The organism is Roseospira visakhapatnamensis (assembly GCF_014197915.1).
Classification (GTDB): domain Bacteria; phylum Pseudomonadota; class Alphaproteobacteria; order Rhodospirillales; family Rhodospirillaceae; genus Rhodospira; species Rhodospira visakhapatnamensis.
On record NZ_JACIGK010000009.1, the window covers coordinates 125,263 to 142,763 of the forward strand.

A 17,501-nucleotide genomic window follows, 5' to 3' on the forward strand; every position below is an offset into this window, starting at 1 on the left:
CGACCGGCGCCGCCGGCCCGCATCCGTCATCCCTTGCCGATCATCCCCATCAGCGTCCGCACGGCGTTGTCGGCGCCCTCGGCGATCTGCGAGACGGTGGCGTCCAGCATGTAGCAGGGTGTCGTCACCACCTTGTGGGCCTCGTCCACCACCACCTCGGCGTGGGTGGTCACCCGGTGCGTGCCGCCCATGGCGCCGATCGCCTCGGCGGTGCCGGCGTCGGCGCCGATGGTCACGGTGACCGGTCCCAGCACCCGGGCGATCAGCGCCGGCGAGATGCACAGCGCGCCGATGGGCAGGCCGGCGCCGTGCGCCGCCTTGATGGCCGCCTCCACCGAGGGCACCACCGCGCAGGTCGGGCCGTCCACGGCGAAAGTGCACAGGTTCTTGGCGGCGCCGAAGCCGCCGGGCAGGATCAGGGCGTCGAAGTCGGCCGGGGTGAAGGCGGTGATGTCCTCGATCTTGCCCCGGGCGATGCGCGCCGCCTCGGTCAGCACGTTGCGCGACTCATCGGCGGCGGGCTCGCCGGTGCGGTGGTCGATGACATGCATCTGCGGCACGTCCGGGGCGAAGCAGCGATAAGTGCCGCCCTGGCGGTCGATGGCCAGCAGGGTGAGCACGCTTTCGTGGATCTCCGCGCCGTCGTAGACACCGCAGCCGGACAGCAGCACGGCGAACCGGGGTGCGTCGCTCATGGTGATTTCCTCCCGTGATGGGCGGTCCCGTTGACAGGAGGACCGCCGGGGTCTGCGCCGATCGCCAGGGTAGTCCCCGGCCCCGGCGACCGGCAAGAGAGCGGCGACCCCGGCGCCGCCGGAAGAGGAGCGCGACTTCGGCCGCGTGGTCCGGGACGCCGTCGGATGCCTGCTGGTCCGCTTCGTGACCATCGAGATGTGGTCCTGAGATTCCCTGATCGGCGCGACACCGGCATCCCCACACCGCGCGCGGAGAATCTCCTTTTTGGGGGCAGGTCCCGCCGCTATACTGTGCGGCCCCGCAGCCGGCACCCCCGGTGCCGCGACTCGCACGCGCCGGGCAATCCGGCGCCGTCCCGTTCCTTCAAGCGACCTGGCCATGCAGCTGACCATCGAGCGTTCCGCCCTGCTGAAGTCCCTCGGCCACATCCAGAGCGTCGTGGAACGGCGCACCACCATTCCGATCCTATCCAATGTCCGCCTGGATGCCCGCGCCGGCACGCTGGGCCTGAACGCCACCGACATGGACCTGGAGATCATGGAAACGGTGGCCGGCGACATCGGCACGGCCGGGGCGACCACGGTGCCGGCGCACACGCTTTACGACATCATCCGCAAGCTGCCCGACGGCGCCCAGGTGAGCCTGGGCGTGGATGGCGAGGCCCATCACCTGGCGTTGCGCTCGGGGCGCTCGCGCTTCAACCTGGCCTGCCTGCCGGCGGACGAGTTTCCCGCCATGTCGGCCGGCGACTTCACCCACACCTTCGCCATCGCCGCCGCCGACCTGCGCGGCATGATCGATCGCACCCGCTTCGCCATCTCCACCGAGGAAACCCGCTACTACCTGAACGGCATCCACTTGCATGCCACCACCAGCGACGGGGTGCCGGTGCTGCGCGCCGTGGCCACCGACGGCCATCGCCTGGCCCGCTGCGAGGCGCCCTTGCCCGAGGGCGCGGCCGGCATGCCGGGCATCATCGTGCCGCGCAAGGCGGTGGCGGAGTTGCGCAAGCTGATCGACGAGACCGGCATGGACATCACCGTGTCGCTGTCCGAGTCGAAAATCCGCTTCGCCTTCGACGACCTGGTGCTGGTCTCCAAGCTGATCGACGGCACCTTCCCCGACTATGAGCGGGTCATCCCCACCGGCAACGACAAGGTGCTGGAGGTGGACAGCGAGACCCTGGGCCGGGCCGTGGACCGAGTGTCCGCCATCTCCACCGAGAAGTCCCGGGCCGTCAAGGTGGCGGTGGAGAAGGGACTGATCACCCTGTCCGCCAACAGCCCGGACGCCGGCACGGCGGTCGAGGAGATCGAGGCCAGCTTCGATGCCATGCCGCTGGAGATCGGCTTCAACAGCCGCTACCTGCTGGACATCCTGGCGCAGGTGGAAGGGGACGCGGTGCGCCTGATGATGGCCGATGCCTCGGCGCCCACCGTCATCCGCGATGTCGCCGACGGCTCGGCGATCTATGTCCTGATGCCGATGCGGGTGTGAGGGAGACGTCCGTGATCGACGGCGTCGGCGCGCCCCGGGCGGACGCCTCCCGTCCGCGTGCCGCGTCGGCGGTCACCCGCCTGACGCTGACCGACTTCCGATGCTATGCGCGGCTGCGGCTGGAGGTAGCGCCGGCGCCGGTGGTGCTCACCGGACCCAACGGCGCCGGCAAGACCAACGTCCTGGAGGCGCTGTCGCTGCTGACCCCCGGCCGGGGCCTGCGCGGCGCCCGCTTGGGGGAGATCACCCGCCTTGGCGCGCCCGCCGCCGGCGGCAGGGGCGCCGCCTGGGCGGTGGCGGCCACGGTGGAGGGCGATCCGGCCGGACCGGTCACCCTGGGGAGCGGCCTGGAGCCGGGCACGCCCGCCGGCGCGCCCGAGCGCCGGGTGGTGCGGATCAACGGCGAGACGGTGCGGGGCCAGGCCGCGCTGGGCTTCCACATCGGCGCCCTCTGGCTGACGCCGGCCATGGACGGCCTGTTCCGCGAGGGCGCCGGCGGCCGGCGGCGGTTCCTGGACCGGCTGGTCATCGCCCTGGACCCCGACCACGCGGGCCGCGCGGCTGCCCATGCCCATGCCCTGCGGGAGCGGGCGCGGCTGCTGCGGGAAACCCGGGGGGAAACCAGGGGGGAAACCCGGGGAGAGGGCCGGGTGAACGGCCGAGACGCGTCCTGGCTGGATGCCCTGGAGGACACGCTGGCCCGTCACGGGGTGGCGGTGGCGGCGGCCCGGCGCGACCTGGTGGCCCGCCTCGCCGACGCGCTGGCGGCGGACGACGGACCGTTTCCCCGCGCCACGGTGGCCCTGGACGGCACGGTGGAGGGCTGGCTGGGCGAGATGCCGGCCCTGGCCGCCGAGGATCGCCTGCGCGCGGCCCTCGCCGACGGCCGCCGGACCGACGCCGAGACCGGCGGCGCCGCCGTCGGCCCGCATCGCTCGGACCTGCTGGTGCGCCACGCCGGACGCGACCTGCCGGCGGCGCTGTGCTCCACCGGGGAGCAGAAGGCGATGCTGATCGCGCTGACCCTGGCCCATGCGCGGGTGACCACCCGGGCGCGCGGCCGGCCGCCGCTGCTGTTGCTGGACGAGGTGGTGGCGCACTTGGACGCCACCCGCCGCGCCGCCCTGGCGGATGCCCTGGCCACCCTGGGGGCCCAGGCGTGGCTGACCGGCACCGACGCGGCGCTGTTCGCGGATTTCGCCGACCAGGCGCAAATTCTCCGTCTGGTGGACGGGAACCTGATAGACTGAAGGATCAAGGCGTTCGCCACCCGTCTTCCCTGACCGGGGCCGGCGACGACCGGATTTCGATCCGATGATTCTTCGATTTTTCGACCATTCGACCGGGGTCGGTCTCGACCCGCGTGTCTCCGAACTTCAGTGTGGGACCAAGCATGGCGCAGCAGGCTTACGACGCCGAGTCGATCCGGGTTTTGAAGGGGCTGGAGGCCGTGCGCACGCGCCCCGGCATGTACATCGGCGATACCGATGACGGGTCCGGCCTGCACCACATGGTCTACGAGGTGGTGGACAACGCCATCGACGAAGCACTGGCCGGGCACTGCGACACCACCCAGGTGATCCTCAACGGCGACGGCTCGGTCACCGTGCGCGACAACGGGCGCGGCATCCCGGTGGACATGCACAAGGGCGAGGGCATCTCGGCGGCCGAGGTCATCATGACCCAGTTGCACGCCGGCGGAAAGTTCGACCAGGACAGCTACAAGGTCTCCGGCGGCCTGCACGGCGTCGGCGTGTCGGTGGTCAACGCGCTGTCGGAATGGCTGGACCTGCGCGTCTGGCGCGACGGTCAGGAACACCGCATGCGCTTCCGCGACGGCGTGGCCGAGGCGCCCCTGGCCGTGGTCGGTCCCTGTGGCGACAAGACCGGCACCGAGATCACCTTCAAGGCGTCGACGGCCGTGTTCACCAACACCACCTACGACGCCAAGACCCTGGAACACCGCCTGCGGGAACTGGCGTTCCTGAACTCGGGCGTGTCGCTGATGCTGATCGATGCCCGCTCGGCCGAGCCGGTGACCGTCGACATGCACTACGACGGCGGCATTGAGGCGTTCGTCCGCTACCTGGACCAGTCCAAGACACCGCTGCACGCGCCGCCGGTCAGCATTCGCGGCGAGCGTGACGGCATCATCGTGGAACTGGCCATGGAATGGACCGACAGCTACCACGAGACCATGCTGTGCTTCACCAACAACATCCCGCAGCGGGATGGGGGGACGCATCTGGCCGGGTTTCGCGGCGCCCTGACCCGCACCCTGAACCAGTACGCCCAGGACTCCGGCCTGCTGAAGAAGGAGAAGGTCAATCCCACCGGCGACGACATGCGCGAGGGCCTGTCCTGCGTGCTGTCGGTCAAGGTACCGGACCCCAAGTTCTCCAGCCAGACCAAGGAGAAGCTGGTGTCCTCCGAGGTGCGACCGGTGGTCGAGGGGGTCACCGCCGACCGCCTGGGCCAGTGGCTGGAGGAGCATCCCACCGAGGCCCGCAAGATCGTCGGCAAGATCGTCGAGGCCGCCGCCGCTCGCGAGGCGGCGCGCCGCGCCCGCGACCTGACACGGCGCAAGGGGGCGCTGGACATCTCCAGCCTGCCCGGCAAGCTGTCCGATTGTCAGAACCGCGACCCGGCGCAGTCCGAACTGTTCCTGGTCGAGGGGGATTCGGCCGGCGGCTCCGCCAAGCAGGGACGCGACCGCGCCTTCCAGGCCATCCTGCCCCTGCGCGGCAAGATCCTGAACGTGGAGCGGGCGCGCTTCGACAAGATGCTGTCGTCCCAGGAAGTGGGCACGCTGATCGCGGCGCTGGGCACCGGCATCGGCCGCGATGACTTCGATATCTCCAAGATCCGCTATCACAAGGTCATCATCATGACGGACGCGGACGTGGACGGCAGCCACATCCGCACCCTGCTTCTGACCTTCTTCTTCCGGCAGATGCCGGAGATTATCGAGAAGGGCTACCTGTACATCGCCCAGCCGCCGCTCTACCGGGCCAAGCGCGGCCAGTCCGAGGTCTATCTCAAGGACGATCGGGCCATGGAACGCCACCTGATCGACACCGCCCTGGCCGACGTGCGCCTGACCCTGGGCGACGGCACCGGTCTCGTGGGCGAGGACCTGCGCGCGCTGGCCGAGCAGGCGCGCCTGATCCGGCACTCGGTGATCGGCATGGGCCGGCGGGTGCCGCCCTCCGTGCTGGAACAGATGGCGGTCGCCGACGCCTTCAACCCGGCGGTGCTGGCCGATCCGGACGCGGCGGCGGCGCGGGCCGCCGAGGTGGCCGCGCGCCTGGATGCCCTGGAGGCCGAGCCCGACCGAGGCTGGCGCGGAGACATCCGCAAGGGCGACGGGGGCGTTCGCTTTTCCCGTACCCGGCGCGGCGTGACCGAACGCCACCATGTGGACGCCACCCTGCTGCACAGCGCCGAGGCGCTCTACCTGCATGGTCACGCGGCCGCGCTGGCGGCCACCTACGGCCGGCCGGCCACGCTGACCGTGCGTGACCAGCCGGTGCCCATCCACGGGCCGGTGAGTCTGGCCGACGCGGTGATGGAGGCCGGGCGGCGCGGCGTGTCGCTGTCGCGCTACAAGGGCCTGGGGGAGATGAACCCGGGTCAGCTTTGGGAAACCACGCTGGATCCCAACGTGCGCTCGCTGTTGCAGGTGCGGGTCAACCAGGCCGGCGACGCCGAGGGCATTTTCTCGCGCCTGATGGGCGACCTGGTGGAGCCGCGCCGCGACTTCATCCAGGAAAACGCGCTGAACGTGGTGAACCTGGATATTTAGGGTCCCGGGCCGCCCCGGGGTTGCGTCCCGGGACCCGAACCCCCACCATGACAGGTAGGGAGGGGCGATGGCCGTGTCCGCGCGGCCGGCGCCCCTTATCGTTTTTTCATCCGACACAGCGCAGAGGAGGGTCCCGTGGCGACCGTCACCCTGACCAAGGACAACATCGAGGACGTCATCCGCGCCGACAACATGGTGATCGTCGACTTCTGGGCCGGGTGGTGCGAGCCCTGCAAGGCGTTCGGTCCCGTGTTCGACAAGGTGAGCGACAACCACCCCGATGTCACCTTCGCCAAGGTGGACGTGGAAGCGGAGGTGGACCTGGCCCAGGGATTCAACGTCCGCTCCATCCCCACGGTCGCGGTGCTGCGCGACCGGGTGATGCTGTTCAACCAGGCCGGCGCGCTGCCCGAAAGCGACCTGGAAAGCGTCGTCAGCCAGGGCAAGGCGGTGGACATGGACTCGGTGCATGCCGAGATCGCCCGCCAGCAGGCCGCCGAGGACGAGGCCGGGAACCCGGCGCCGTCCAACGCCTCCTGATGTCCTGGTCCAGACACGGAGTCGCCCGCACCGCACGCCGTGTGTCGTTTCGTGTCTGGATGACGCGAGCGCGTCAGGCGACCCGGTCCTGATCCCGACTCATCAGGATCAGGACCGGCCGCCGTCCCGCGACGGTCATGCCGGGTCGGCACGCATCTGGGACAGACCGATGGCCGCGCCGGTGACATCGAGCAGAATGGCGATGCGATAGCAGTCGATGTCGAAGGGCGGGCGCACCACCTCGGCGCCGGCATCTGTGGCGGCCTTCATGGCGGCGTCCAGGTCGTCGGTGGCGATGTAGGAAAACCAGTGCGGCGGGATGCCCTCGAAGGCGTCCCCGGTCATCAGGAACAGGCCGGCGACGGGCGTGTCGTCCTTGCGGGCGATCCAGTAGGTGCCGGCGTCGTCGTGCGGCGTGAACGTCCAGCCCAGGACGGCGCTGTAGAACGCCTTGGCGCCCTCCAGGTCGCGGGTCATCAACTCGTTCCAGCAGAATTCGGCGGGGTTGAACATGGCGCGCGGCTCCGAGAAGGGGCGTCCGTCGACGCGGGCCGGTGCCGCGCCGGCCGGGCGACCGAAGGCGGCGTGCCGTCGGGCGACCGGTCCTGAACGAGCATAACCCGACTCTTTCACTCGGCCAATGGGCATGCGGACGCCCGCCAGGGCATGGGGCTCCCGTTACCAGCCGGCGAGGGCGAGGGTGGTCCAGGCCATCTCAAAAGAGGTGAATGGCACCCCGAGCGAGCCCCTGACCTGATACCAGCGGCACCGGCCACGGACCGCAAACGGTCATTCTCCATGACCGTTGGTATGAGCATCTGAAAGACGCGCGGACGCTCTCTCGGCGCACACGGCCCATCCGGAGCGGTCATCCGACGCCGGGACCCCGATGGCGTCGCCATGCCGGTCCGGCGCGGCGGTCAGGTCCCGTTGCCGGAGCGGACGACACGGTTCCGAGGGAAGGCCACGGTGACGGTGGTGCCGTGGCCGGGCTCGCTGTCGATCCGCAAGCTGGCGCCGTGCATCGCCGCCAGGCGGTGACACAGCGGCAGCCCCAGCCCAGCGCCCTCCTGGCCACGCACGTAGGCGTCCGACCCCCGCCCGAAAACCGACAAGGCCCGGTCCACCTGGTTGGACGCGATGCCGACGCCGGTGTCCGTCACGCTCAGCCGGCACCCGCCGTCGTCGTCCAGGGCGGCGGACAGAGTCACCGTGCCACCCGGCGGAGTGAACTTCAGCGCGTTGGATACCAGGTTCCCCAGGATTTGCCGCAACCTGAGACTGTCCGCATACAGCATGGGCACCGTTGCCGGGACGTCGATGCACAAATGACTGTCGCGGGCGCGCGCGCGCATGCTGAACAGCCGCACCACGGCCTGGAACAGCTCGGCCACGTCCAGCCGGTCCTCCATCAGCTCCATGGCGCCGAACTCCAACCGCGACAGGTCGATGATGTCGCTGACCAGGTTCAGAAGGTCGGTACCCGACCGCACGATATGCTCGCCATATTCCTTGTACCTGGGGTTGTCGATGGGGCCAAATGTCTCGCTGGCCAGGACCTCGGCGAAGCCGATCACGGCGTTCAGGGGGGTGCGGATCTCGTGGCTGACGTTGGCCAGGAACTCGCTTTTGGTGCGGTTGGCGGCGTCCGTGGCTTGACGCAGTTCCGCGCGCGCTTGCTCCTGGATGGTGATGTCCTGGATGATGCCCCGTACGGCGGTGCCGGCCGGTCCGCCATCCGGATCGGGCTGGCCGATGATGTGGACCCAGCGCGGGGTGCCGTCGTCATGAGCGAGCATGACCACGCGGTCCAGGGGCACGCCGTCCCGGCTGGCGGCATCAACGCCCTCGGACAGGGCGCCCCGGTCGCCGACGCCGTGCAGGGCCAGGAACTCCGTCCGCGCCAGCAGTCCCGGGACCGGGGCGATGCGATGGATGTGGCAGAACTGGTCCGAGACGCGGAAGCCCTGGGACGCGGGGTCGAAGCACCAGCTTCCCATGCCGCCGATGCGCTGTGACCACTGAAGGTCGCGGATGGCGTCGTTCAGGCGAAGGTACCCCAGTTCCCGGTCGGTCACATCCTGGATGGTGCCGAGCAGGCGCGCGGGCCGGCCCTCGGCGTTCAGGGACAAGCGGCCCCGGCCGTGCACCCAGCGGACCTCACCGTCGGCGTATCGTCGAACGCGGTAGGTTTGATCGAAGGGGCGTCCGTCGGCCAGCAGCGTGTCGGCCAGGGTGGCGCGGATCCGGGGACGGTCCTCGTGATGCACCAGGGCCAGGGCACCGGCCAGGGTGCGGACGTAGGTGTCGTCGATGCCCAGGATGGCGTCGAGAACGGGTGAGCCGCTCCAGGTCTCGGCCGGAATATCGACGTCGAAGTGGCCGATCTGGGCGATTCTCTGGGCTTCTTCCAGAACGGACTGGGACTCGCCGTGGTCCTGGCGCTGTCGCATCCGGTCCGTCACGTCGATGATGATGGAGAACAGCAGGGTCTTCCCGGCGGTCTCGATGGGGCCGCTGTGGACCTCCACGTCGCGGATCGATCCATCGGCGCGGCGGTGACGGAAGTCGAACTGATGGCGCCGCCGGGTCACGGCGCTGATCATCTGCCGTCGCACCTGCTCGGGCGTCAGGATGTTGATGGTGCTGATGTTGCGGCCGATCAGCGCGGTCCGCGACCAGCCGTAGAAGGCGACCGCCCCGGGATTGGCATCCTGGATGGTGCCGTCGACGGGGTCGATGAGCAGCATGGGGATGGGGCTGTGCTCGAACAGGCCGCGGTACCGGGTGGTGATCTCGTCGACCGCGGCCATGTGCTCGATCTTGTGCAGGGTGAAGGCCAGGTCGCCGGCCAGGTCGTCGAGGATGGCCTGTTCCTCGGCGTTCGCCGGGCAGTCCGCCGGGATGGCGACCGCGATCACCCCATAGACGCGGTCGGCGAAGGACACCACGCGCGCCAGCCGCGCCAACCCGGGATACGCCTGGGCCAGGGGACAGTCGCCGCACAGGGAGGGTGGGTCGTCGACGGCGACCGTGGCGCTCTCGGCCATGGCCCGCCGGACACAATACGGCAGCGGATCGGATCGCAGGGCGCGCGCAAGGGACTCGCGGGGCGTCTCCAACCCCGGCGAGACGGCGACGTACTCCACCCACCCCCGCCGATCCAGAAGGGCGATCCAGGCGTCTTCGTAGGCATGTGAGTCAACCAGCCGAGCGCACAGCTGATCAAGCAGGGCGCGGGCATCGGACACGCGCGACAGACCCGCCCCGGCCTGGCGGACCGCGTTCAGACAGACCTTGAGGTGTGCCGCGCGACGGTCGGCCGTCGCGGTGCGAGTCACCAAGTCGCCGTCGTCTCCGGTCAACCGGTCCATGCGACCGGACCGGATGGCCCGCAACAGGCCCGACGGCTCATCACCACCGGACGTGTCCGTCACCCAATCGCACCCCTCACCGGTCGGAGTCTCCTGCCGGATCATGGCGGTCCATTCCTTGTGCTCGCCGCGCCCCCAGCCTTGCGGCCTATTCTATTTATTATACAAAAACCACCGGTCAAGATGATTGACCGGTGGTGTGTCCTGATCGGTGCTGTCCGGGTGGTTCCGTCGCGTTCCGCGCGGGGCTCGGACGGGTGTTCTCGGGCCGCCGCCACCGATTCAGGCCGACTCGATGCGCCCCCCGTCCAGATCGGGGTGCTACCGCCAGGCACGGCCCATCTTGAACATGTCGCTGACCAGACCGCTCAGACGCCGCCGATGGCGGAAGGCGCTGACGATGTCCCGCTCCTTCTCGCGCTTGGTGACGCCGTCCACCCGCAGCCAGGTTTCGGCCGCATGGGTCAGCAGGCGCGGATACTCGGTGAAGAAGTGCTTGTTGGTCTCCAGCACCTTGGGCAGGCGCCGGTACTTCTTCAGGTCCTTGAGCACGAAGCTGTCGTCCAGCGCCGCGCGGTAGGCCTTCAGGGTCTTGGCCGACATCTTCTTGCCGGCCTTCTTGGCGGCGACGATGGTCTCGCCGGCAAGCCGCCCCGAGGTCATCGCCAGGTTCGAGCCCTCGCGATGCATGGCGTTGAGGAACTGGGCGGAATCACCGGCCACCACCCAGCCGTCGCCATACAGCGGCGGCACGGCCTCGTAACCGCCCTCGGGCAGCATGTGGGCCACGTACTCCTTGACCTCGGCGCCCTCGATCAGCGGCGCGATGGCCGGATGCCGCTTGAAGCGCTCCAGCAGGTCATAGGGCCGCACGCCGCTTTCGGCGAAGTCGCTGATCAGGCAGCCGATGCCCACCGACAGGCTGTCGCCGTTGGTGTACAGGAAGCCGGTGCCCGTCATGCCGGCGGTGATGGTGCCGGCGGCCTCGATCACCACGCCCTCGTTGCCCTTCAGGTTGAAGCGGGCATCGATGGTCTCGCGAGGCAGGAACATGGTTTCCTTGACGCCCAGGGCGACGTCCTTGGGGCGCACCTCTGGACGGAGCCCCGCGCGGGTGCCCAGCACGGCGTTGACGCCGTCGGCCAGAACGACCACGTCGGCGGTCACCTCGCCCTGGTCGCGGTCGGTGGTGACGCCGGTCACCCGGCCCTTCTTGTCGCGCAGCAGCCCGGTGACCGTGGTCTCGCAGATGACCAGGGCGCCGGCCTCCTTCACCTTCTTGTTGAACCACTTGTCGAACTGGGCTCGGAGGATGGTGTAGCGGTTCGGCTTGTCTTCGTTGAAGTTGTCCGACCGGAAGTGCGACCCGACGTACGAGGTGTCATCCAGCATCCAGATGCGCTGTTCGATGATGTGGCGCTCCAGCGGCGCGCTGTCGCGGAAGTCCGGGATCAGCTTCTCCACCGCGTCGGCATACAGAACGGCGCCCTGCACGTTCTTGGCACCGGGGTACTCGCCACGCTCGATCTGCAGCACCTTGAGGCCGCCGCGGGCCAGGGTCAGCGTGGCGCTGTTGCCGGCTGGGCCGGCGCCCACCACGATGGCGTCGAAATGTTCGGTCGTCATACTCTGGTCTCCTCGCCCTCGTACGGCCATGCATTCAAGGGTTTTCCCTTGAATGCATGGCCGTGCAAGACTTTGACTGTTATGCACTTTTCACGCGAGCACGGGAGAGCGAACGGACCCCCGTGGTCTTGTCAGCGCGCCAGGTTCATCCGGCCAGCCGGTCCACCGCCAGGCGGGCGCGGAAGGCCTCGGTCAGGGCCGGCAGGATTTCCAGGGCGTCGCCGACGATGCCGTGATGGGCGAAGTCGAAAATGGGGGCGTTGGGGTCTGTGTTGATGGCCAGGATGCGGTCGGCGCCCTCGGAGCCAACCCGGTGCTGGATGGCGCCGGAGATGCCGGCGGCGATGTACAGACGCGGGCGGATGGTCTTGCCGGTCTGGCCGATCTGGCGGTCGGCGGTCATCCAGCCCTTCTGGATCAGCGGCCGCGAGCAGCCGTACTCGGCGCCCAGGACCTCGGCCAGGTCCTTGACCAGCTGGACGTTCTCGGGCCGTTGCAGGCCCAGGCCGCCGGCGACGACGATGTCGGCGAAGGCCAACTGGGCCTGGTTGGTGTCGGCGTCGGGGATGAAGTCCAGGACCTTGGTGACGATGTCCTCTTCCACCATGTCCAGGCGCTCGCGGATCACCGGACCGGCGCGCGACCGGTCGGGCTCCGGCATGGACATGACGCGCGGGCGCACGGTGGCCATCTGCGGGCGGGCGGCCAGCGTCATGATGGTGCACAACAGCGATCCGCCGAAGGTCGGCCGGGTGGCCGCCAGGGCGCGGCTGGTGCCGTCGATGGCCAGTTCGGTGCAGTCGGCGGTCAGGCCGGTGGCGAGCGTGGTGGCCAGCGCGCCGGCCAGATCGCGGCCGAGGGTGGAGGCCCCCAGCATCAGGATTTCCGGCTTGTGGGTGTTCACCAGGTCGGTCAGGGCCTTGGTGAACGGATCCGTGCGGTAGTTGGTGAGCAGCGGATCCTCGACCAGGTAGACTTGGTCGGCGCCGTAGTGGAACGCCTCGGCGACGGCCTGGTCGGTGCCCTCGCCGGCCGGGCCCAGCACCACGCCGGCCACGTCGACCTTGAGCGTATCGGCCAGCTTGCGGGCCTCGCCCAACAGCTCCCACGACACCGAGTGGACGCGGCCATGCTCCAGTTCAATGAACACCCAGACATGGCGGTAGGCCTTCAGGTGCTCGGGAAGTTCCTTGCTCTTCGCGGCCCTGGCCGGGGGCTTGGCGGGGGTCTCGGACATGGTGAACGGTCTCCTTAACTCTCGGGCGCCATCGGTGGGGCGCCGGCTTCAGGCCAGGGCTGACGGGCGGGTGATGACACCGGGCAGCGCCGGATCGGCGGCGACCAGGGTCTCGACGGCGGCCGCCGCGATGGCGGCGGGCGTGGCATCCGCGCCCTCGATCATGGCGGCCCGCTCGGAGCGGGGCTTGGGCGCGAACACCTTGCTGACCTTGGTGGGCGAGCCCTTCAGGCCGCACTTGGTCACGTCCTCGATGCCGGCGTCCTTGGCGTTCCAGGTGGTGATCTCGGCGCGTTCGGCGCGCAGCACGTCGGGCAGCGAGCCGCGCCGCAGTTCGTTGGTGCCCTCCAGCATGGTCACCAGACACGGCAGCTTGGTCTTCAGCACCTGCACGCCACCCTCGGCGCGGCGATGGGCGGTGATCTCGCCGGCGGCCTTGTCGATGGCCGGAATGGCCGAGACGTAGGTCAACTGGTTCAGCCCCATGCGCCGGGCGATGCCCGGCCCCACCTGCGCGGTGTCGCCGTCGATGGTCTGCTTGCCGGTGAACACCACGTCCACGGGGGTCTCCGCGTTGATCTTGCCGATCGCCGCGCTCAGCGCGAACGACGTGGCCAGGGTGTCCGAGCCGGCGAAGAAGCGGTCGGTCAGCAGGATGGCCCGGTCGGCGCCGTGGCCCATCGCCTTGCGCAACGAGGTCTCGGCCATCTGCGGCCCCATGGTCAGCACGGTGACCGTGCCGCCCAACTGGTCGCGCAGCGCCAGCGCCTGTTCCAGGGCGAACAGATCATAGGGGTTGATGATCGTGGGCACGCCCTGGCGCATGATGGTGTTGGTCACCGGATGCACCCGGATCTGGGCGCTGTCGGGCACCTGCTTGATGCACACGACCATGGTCAGGCCTTGACTCATCACTCGGACTCCAGGGTAGGGGACGGCATGGGGGCCAGCGCCTCCAGGGGGATGAAGGCCCGGCCGGCGACATCGGTTCGCTGGCGGAACACGGCAAACACCCGTTCGCGTCGGGCATCCGACTGAACGAAATCCTCATGCGCGCGCCTCAGGCAGTCACGCAAGATGGTTTCGTCCGGGTCCTCGTAAGCGATCAGGTATTCCCGAAACCGCTTTAGCACATGCAAACGGCTCACGGCCAGTACCCGGGGGTCATAGGCCACGTCAAGGGCTTCGAAGAACTCTTCCGCCGCCGAAAGGCTCTTCAGACGGTGCACTGCGGCATTCATGAGGGCACCATGGCGGCGGGCGCTGCCCGATGCCCCGCAATTTCGGAGGGAATCACGACTCGAACGGGCGGGGCCGACGCCCGAGTCGCTCTCGTGGCGTCCGGCGCTCGGGCCGCCGTCAGCGCGTGCCAGCCGCGCAGGTCATCGGCGTCGGGCGGCCGCTTGCCGCCGTGCCGGTAGTGGGCACGCAACAGCGGCACCATGCGCCGCGCCTGATCGCCGTCCAGGCGCAGGCCGAGGTCGGCGCAGGCGCGCGCCAGCCCGGCGGCGCCCGAATGCTTGCCCACCACCAGCCGGTGGGCGCGGCCCAGGCACGTCGGGTCCAGGCCGGTGTAGGTGCCGGGATCGCGCAACAGGCCCTGGACGTGGATACCGCTTTCGTGGCTGAACACGCCCGATCCCACCAAACTCTTGCCGCAGGGCACCGGCCGGCCGGCGGCCCGCGCCACCAGGTCGGCCAAGGCTGGCAGGCGCCGCGCGTCCACCCCCGTGCCGATCCCGTGCAGGGTCTCCAGGGCCACCGCCACCTCTTCCAGGGCGGCGTTGCCGGCGCGCTCCCCCAGGCCGATGACGGTGGTGCTGACATGCGTCGCGCCGCCCAGCACGGCGGCCAGGGCGTTCGCGACCGCGAGACCCAGGTCGTCGTGGGCGTGCATTTCCAGTTCAAGGTCGGTGCCGGCGCGCAGGCGCTCGAACACGGCCCGGGTGGCGAACGGATCCATCAGGCCGAGGGTATCGGCGAAGCGGAACCGGCGGGCGCCGGCCCGCTCGGCGGTCTCGACCACCCGGGCCAGGGTGTCGGGGTCGGCGCGGGACGCGTCCTCGCCGCCGACGCTGACCGCCACCCCCGCGTCCCGGCCCCGGCGCACCAGCCGGTCCAGTTCCGCCAGCACCCAGGCTTTGTCCCGGCCCAGCTTGCCGGCGATCTGACGGTCGGAGACCGGGGCCGACAGATGCACCATGGACACGCCGCAGGCCAGCGCGGCCCGCAGGTCGACGTCGCTCAGCCGGCACCAGGCGAAGGCGGCGGCCCGCAACCCCAGGCCAAGGATAGCGCGGATGTCGTCCTGTTCCTCGGCTCCCATGGCGGGAATGCCGACCTCCAGTTCGGGGACTCCGGCGGCGTCGAGCGCCTGGGCGATGGCCAGCTTCTCGGCGCGGGTGAAGGCCACGCCGGCGGTCTGCTCGCCATCCCGCAGGGTCGTGTCGGCCAGCACCACGCCGGGTCCGGTCGGGGCGGGCGTGTCCGGATCCGGTTCCAGGCCGGGCAACGGAGGTCGGGTCATGGCGGCGGCCTCCTGTCTGTCAGGCACCGGCGCGGGCGCAACTGCAGCGTCCGGCGGCGTTGGGGTTGTCGAACACGAAGCCGGCTCCGCCCTCGTCCTCGACGAAGTCCACGGTGGTGCCGGTCAACAGGGCGGCGCTGTCGGAATCCACGAACACGGCCACATCGCCGAACTCGCGGACGGCGTCGCCGTCCTCGGCCCCGGCGGCCAGGCCCAGGTGATACTGTAACCCGGCGCAGCCGCCGGACGCGGCGACGATGCGCAATCCGCGCGCGGCCTCCGACCGACGAAGGGCAAGGCGGATGGCGGACTGGGCCGCGTCGGTCAGGTCCAGGGTCATGACAACTAACTCCAAGGCGGGCAACTCCAAGGCGGGCTCCCGGGCGAGGCACGGGACGGGCGGCGATCTCAAGGGTCAGCAAGGGACGTGCCAGGGACGTGCCAGGGACCCAGCGGCCGCCCTCCCGGGGATCCCGCCCGATCCGGCCGTGTCCGTCCTGTCGCGCTTGCGACAAACCGACGCGCCCGTGTCGCGGCCCGAACAGGGCGGATGGCCCGGACCTGGCGCGTTCCGGGCGTTTCCGGGGTTGGCATCGGGCTTGCTGTGGCGAGGTCAAGCGCCCCCGCCCCGGTTCGGAGATCGCCCCATGTCCTCGCTACCCCGCGTTCCGCTTGATGCGCTGACCACCCTGGCGACGGCGGAAGACCTGCGCGCCGCCCTGGCCCGCCCGGCCACCCCGTCCACGCCCCCCGGGACCCGCCCCGGTGTGCGATCCGGGCGCGTGCCGCACAACAAGCGCCGCGAGGCGGGCGGCGCGACCGACGCGGCGGTGTGGGAGCGGATCAAGGACCACCCCTGCTATTCCGAGGACGCACACCACGACTTCGCGCGCATGCATGTGGCCGTGGCGCCCGTGTGCAACATCCAGTGTCACTACTGCAACCGGAAGCACGACTGCGCCAACGAAAGCCGACCCGGCGTGACCTCGGCGCGCCTGACGCCCGAGCAGGCGGTGCGCCGGGTGCTGACCGTGGCCGCCCAGGTGCCCCAGCTGTCCGTGGTCGGCGTGGCCGGTCCGGGGGACGCCCTGTACGACGCCGAGCGCACCTTGCGGACGTTCGAGCTGCTGCGCGCCGAGATGCCGGACTTGACGCTTTGCGTCTCCACCAACGGGCTGGCGTTGCCCGACCGGGTGGCGGCGCTGAAGGCGCTGGACGTGGACCACGTCACCGTCACCATCAACTTCATGGACCCGGAGATCGGCGCCGCGATCCACCCCTGGATCTTTCACGACCATCGCCGCTGGACCGGCCGGGAGGCCGCCCGCATCCTGCACGAACGCCAGATGGAGGGCCTGGAGGCGGCCGTCGCCGCCGGCATGCTGGTCAAGGTCAACTCGGTGCTCATCCCCGGCATCAACGATGCGCACCTGATCGAGGTCAACCAGGCGGTGCGGGCCAAGGGCGCCTTCCTCCATAACGTCATGCCGTTGATCTCCGACCCCGCCCACGGGACTCACTTCGGGCTCACGGGCCAGCGCGGCCCCACCCCGGCGGAGGTGCACCGCGCCCGCGAAGCCCTGGGCGAGGACGCCCGGCTGATGCGCCATTGCCGCCAGTGCCGCGCCGATGCCGTGGGCATGCTGGGCGAGGACCGCTGTCAGGACGTCACCCTCGACCCGGTGGACGACGTCGCCCCCCGGCCCGATCCGGAGGTCCGGGCCGCCTATCGGGCGGTGGTGGACAGCGCCCGCGCCGAGCGCGCCGCCGCCGCCGCCCGCGCCGACGCGCTGGTCGAGGCCGTCGCCGCCGGAACGGAGGCGCCGCGACTGGTGGCCGTCTGCTCGCGCGGCGGGGGCCGGGTGAACCTGCACTTCGGCAAGGCCACCGAGTTCCACGTCTACCAGGTGGACGGCGCCGGCATCCGCTTTTCCGGCGTGCGGCGGGCCGACAACTATTGCCTGGGCGGGCGCGGCGACGCCGATCGCCTGGGAACCATCCTCACCGTGCTGGAGGGTGTGGACGCGGTGGTCTGCGTGAAGATCGGCGACGGCCCGCGCCGCCGCCTGGAGGCCGCCGGCCTCGCCGTCCACGAGGATGGCCGTCACGAGGTGATCGAGACCGTCATTGCCGCGTGGCTGGCCGACGAGGCCGCCGCCCCGGTCCGGGCGCGGGCCTGAGCCCACGCCGCAGCCATCA

General features: G+C 70.2%; 14 protein-coding genes. 5 read left to right on the plus strand and 9 right to left on the minus strand.

The window, feature by feature from the left end; translation table 11 throughout:
- Positions 1 to 26: 26 nt before the first annotated feature.
- Positions 27 to 695, minus strand: a complete 669-nt coding sequence (gene elbB, locus GGD89_RS07735) for an isoprenoid biosynthesis glyoxalase ElbB (RefSeq protein ID WP_184043792.1) — start codon at positions 693 to 695, stop codon at positions 27 to 29.
- 379 nt (positions 696 to 1,074) lie between these two features.
- Between elbB and dnaN the strand changes: the two genes are divergently transcribed.
- The 4 genes from dnaN to GGD89_RS07755 all read left to right on the plus strand — a co-directional run bounded on the left by dnaN (position 1,075) and on the right by GGD89_RS07755 (position 6,538).
- On the plus strand, positions 1,075 to 2,193 hold the full coding sequence (dnaN, locus tag GGD89_RS07740; RefSeq protein ID WP_184043794.1) for a DNA polymerase III subunit beta: 1,119 nt from the start codon (positions 1,075 to 1,077) through the stop codon (positions 2,191 to 2,193).
- A gap of 11 nt (positions 2,194 to 2,204) precedes the next feature.
- The gene (gene recF / locus GGD89_RS07745; protein WP_425503024.1) at positions 2,205 to 3,443 is read left to right on the plus strand and encodes a DNA replication/repair protein RecF; all 1,239 of its coding nucleotides are present in this window, start codon (positions 2,205 to 2,207) and stop codon (positions 3,441 to 3,443) included.
- 143 nt (positions 3,444 to 3,586) lie between these two features.
- Entirely contained in the window at positions 3,587 to 5,998 is a 2,412-nt protein-coding gene (gene gyrB, locus GGD89_RS07750; RefSeq protein ID WP_184043796.1) for a DNA topoisomerase (ATP-hydrolyzing) subunit B, read from the plus strand.
- A 135-nt stretch (positions 5,999 to 6,133) separates the two neighbouring features.
- Positions 6,134 to 6,538 (plus strand): thioredoxin domain-containing protein, encoded by a 405-nt coding sequence (locus tag GGD89_RS07755; protein WP_184043798.1) that lies wholly within the window; start codon positions 6,134 to 6,136, stop codon positions 6,536 to 6,538.
- Positions 6,539 to 6,673: 135 nt separating this feature from the next.
- Here GGD89_RS07755 and GGD89_RS07760 read toward each other — a convergent pair whose 3' ends face one another.
- From GGD89_RS07760 to GGD89_RS07795, 8 genes are all read right to left on the minus strand, one after another.
- On the minus strand, positions 6,674 to 7,051 hold the full coding sequence (locus GGD89_RS07760; RefSeq protein ID WP_184043800.1) for a VOC family protein: 378 nt from the start codon (positions 7,049 to 7,051) through the stop codon (positions 6,674 to 6,676).
- 407 nt (positions 7,052 to 7,458) lie between these two features.
- Positions 7,459 to 9,975, minus strand: coding sequence for a PAS domain S-box protein (locus GGD89_RS07765; RefSeq protein WP_184043802.1), 2,517 nt, complete (start codon positions 9,973 to 9,975; stop codon positions 7,459 to 7,461).
- Positions 9,976 to 10,233: 258 nt separating this feature from the next.
- Positions 10,234 to 11,538: an FAD-dependent monooxygenase gene (locus GGD89_RS07770; protein WP_184043804.1), complete on the minus strand. Its 1,305-nt coding sequence runs from the start codon at positions 11,536 to 11,538 to the stop codon at positions 10,234 to 10,236.
- Between the two features lie 145 nt (positions 11,539 to 11,683).
- Positions 11,684 to 12,775, minus strand: a complete 1,092-nt coding sequence (locus GGD89_RS07775; RefSeq protein ID WP_184043806.1) for an electron transfer flavoprotein subunit alpha/FixB family protein — start codon at positions 12,773 to 12,775, stop codon at positions 11,684 to 11,686.
- Between the two features lie 48 nt (positions 12,776 to 12,823).
- On the minus strand, positions 12,824 to 13,687 hold the full coding sequence (locus GGD89_RS07780; RefSeq protein WP_425503025.1) for an electron transfer flavoprotein subunit beta/FixA family protein: 864 nt from the start codon (positions 13,685 to 13,687) through the stop codon (positions 12,824 to 12,826).
- Positions 13,687 to 14,016 (minus strand): nitrogenase-stabilizing/protective protein NifW, encoded by a 330-nt coding sequence (locus tag GGD89_RS07785; RefSeq protein ID WP_184043808.1) that lies wholly within the window; start codon positions 14,014 to 14,016, stop codon positions 13,687 to 13,689. The genes GGD89_RS07780 and GGD89_RS07785 overlap by 1 nt, the downstream gene beginning before the upstream one ends.
- Complete coding sequence (nifV, locus tag GGD89_RS07790; RefSeq protein WP_184043810.1) at positions 14,013 to 15,302, minus strand: homocitrate synthase; 1,290 nt, start codon at positions 15,300 to 15,302, stop codon at positions 14,013 to 14,015. The genes GGD89_RS07785 and nifV overlap by 4 nt, the downstream gene beginning before the upstream one ends.
- A gap of 19 nt (positions 15,303 to 15,321) precedes the next feature.
- A complete protein-coding gene (locus GGD89_RS07795) occupies positions 15,322 to 15,642 on the minus strand; it encodes a HesB/IscA family protein (RefSeq protein WP_184043812.1) in 321 nt (106 codons plus the stop codon).
- Positions 15,643 to 15,949: 307 nt separating this feature from the next.
- On the opposite strand from GGD89_RS07795, the gene nifB reads away from it, so the two are divergent.
- Complete coding sequence (gene nifB / locus GGD89_RS07800) at positions 15,950 to 17,482, plus strand: nitrogenase cofactor biosynthesis protein NifB (RefSeq protein ID WP_184043814.1); 1,533 nt, start codon at positions 15,950 to 15,952, stop codon at positions 17,480 to 17,482.
- Positions 17,483 to 17,501 lie beyond the last annotated feature (19 nt).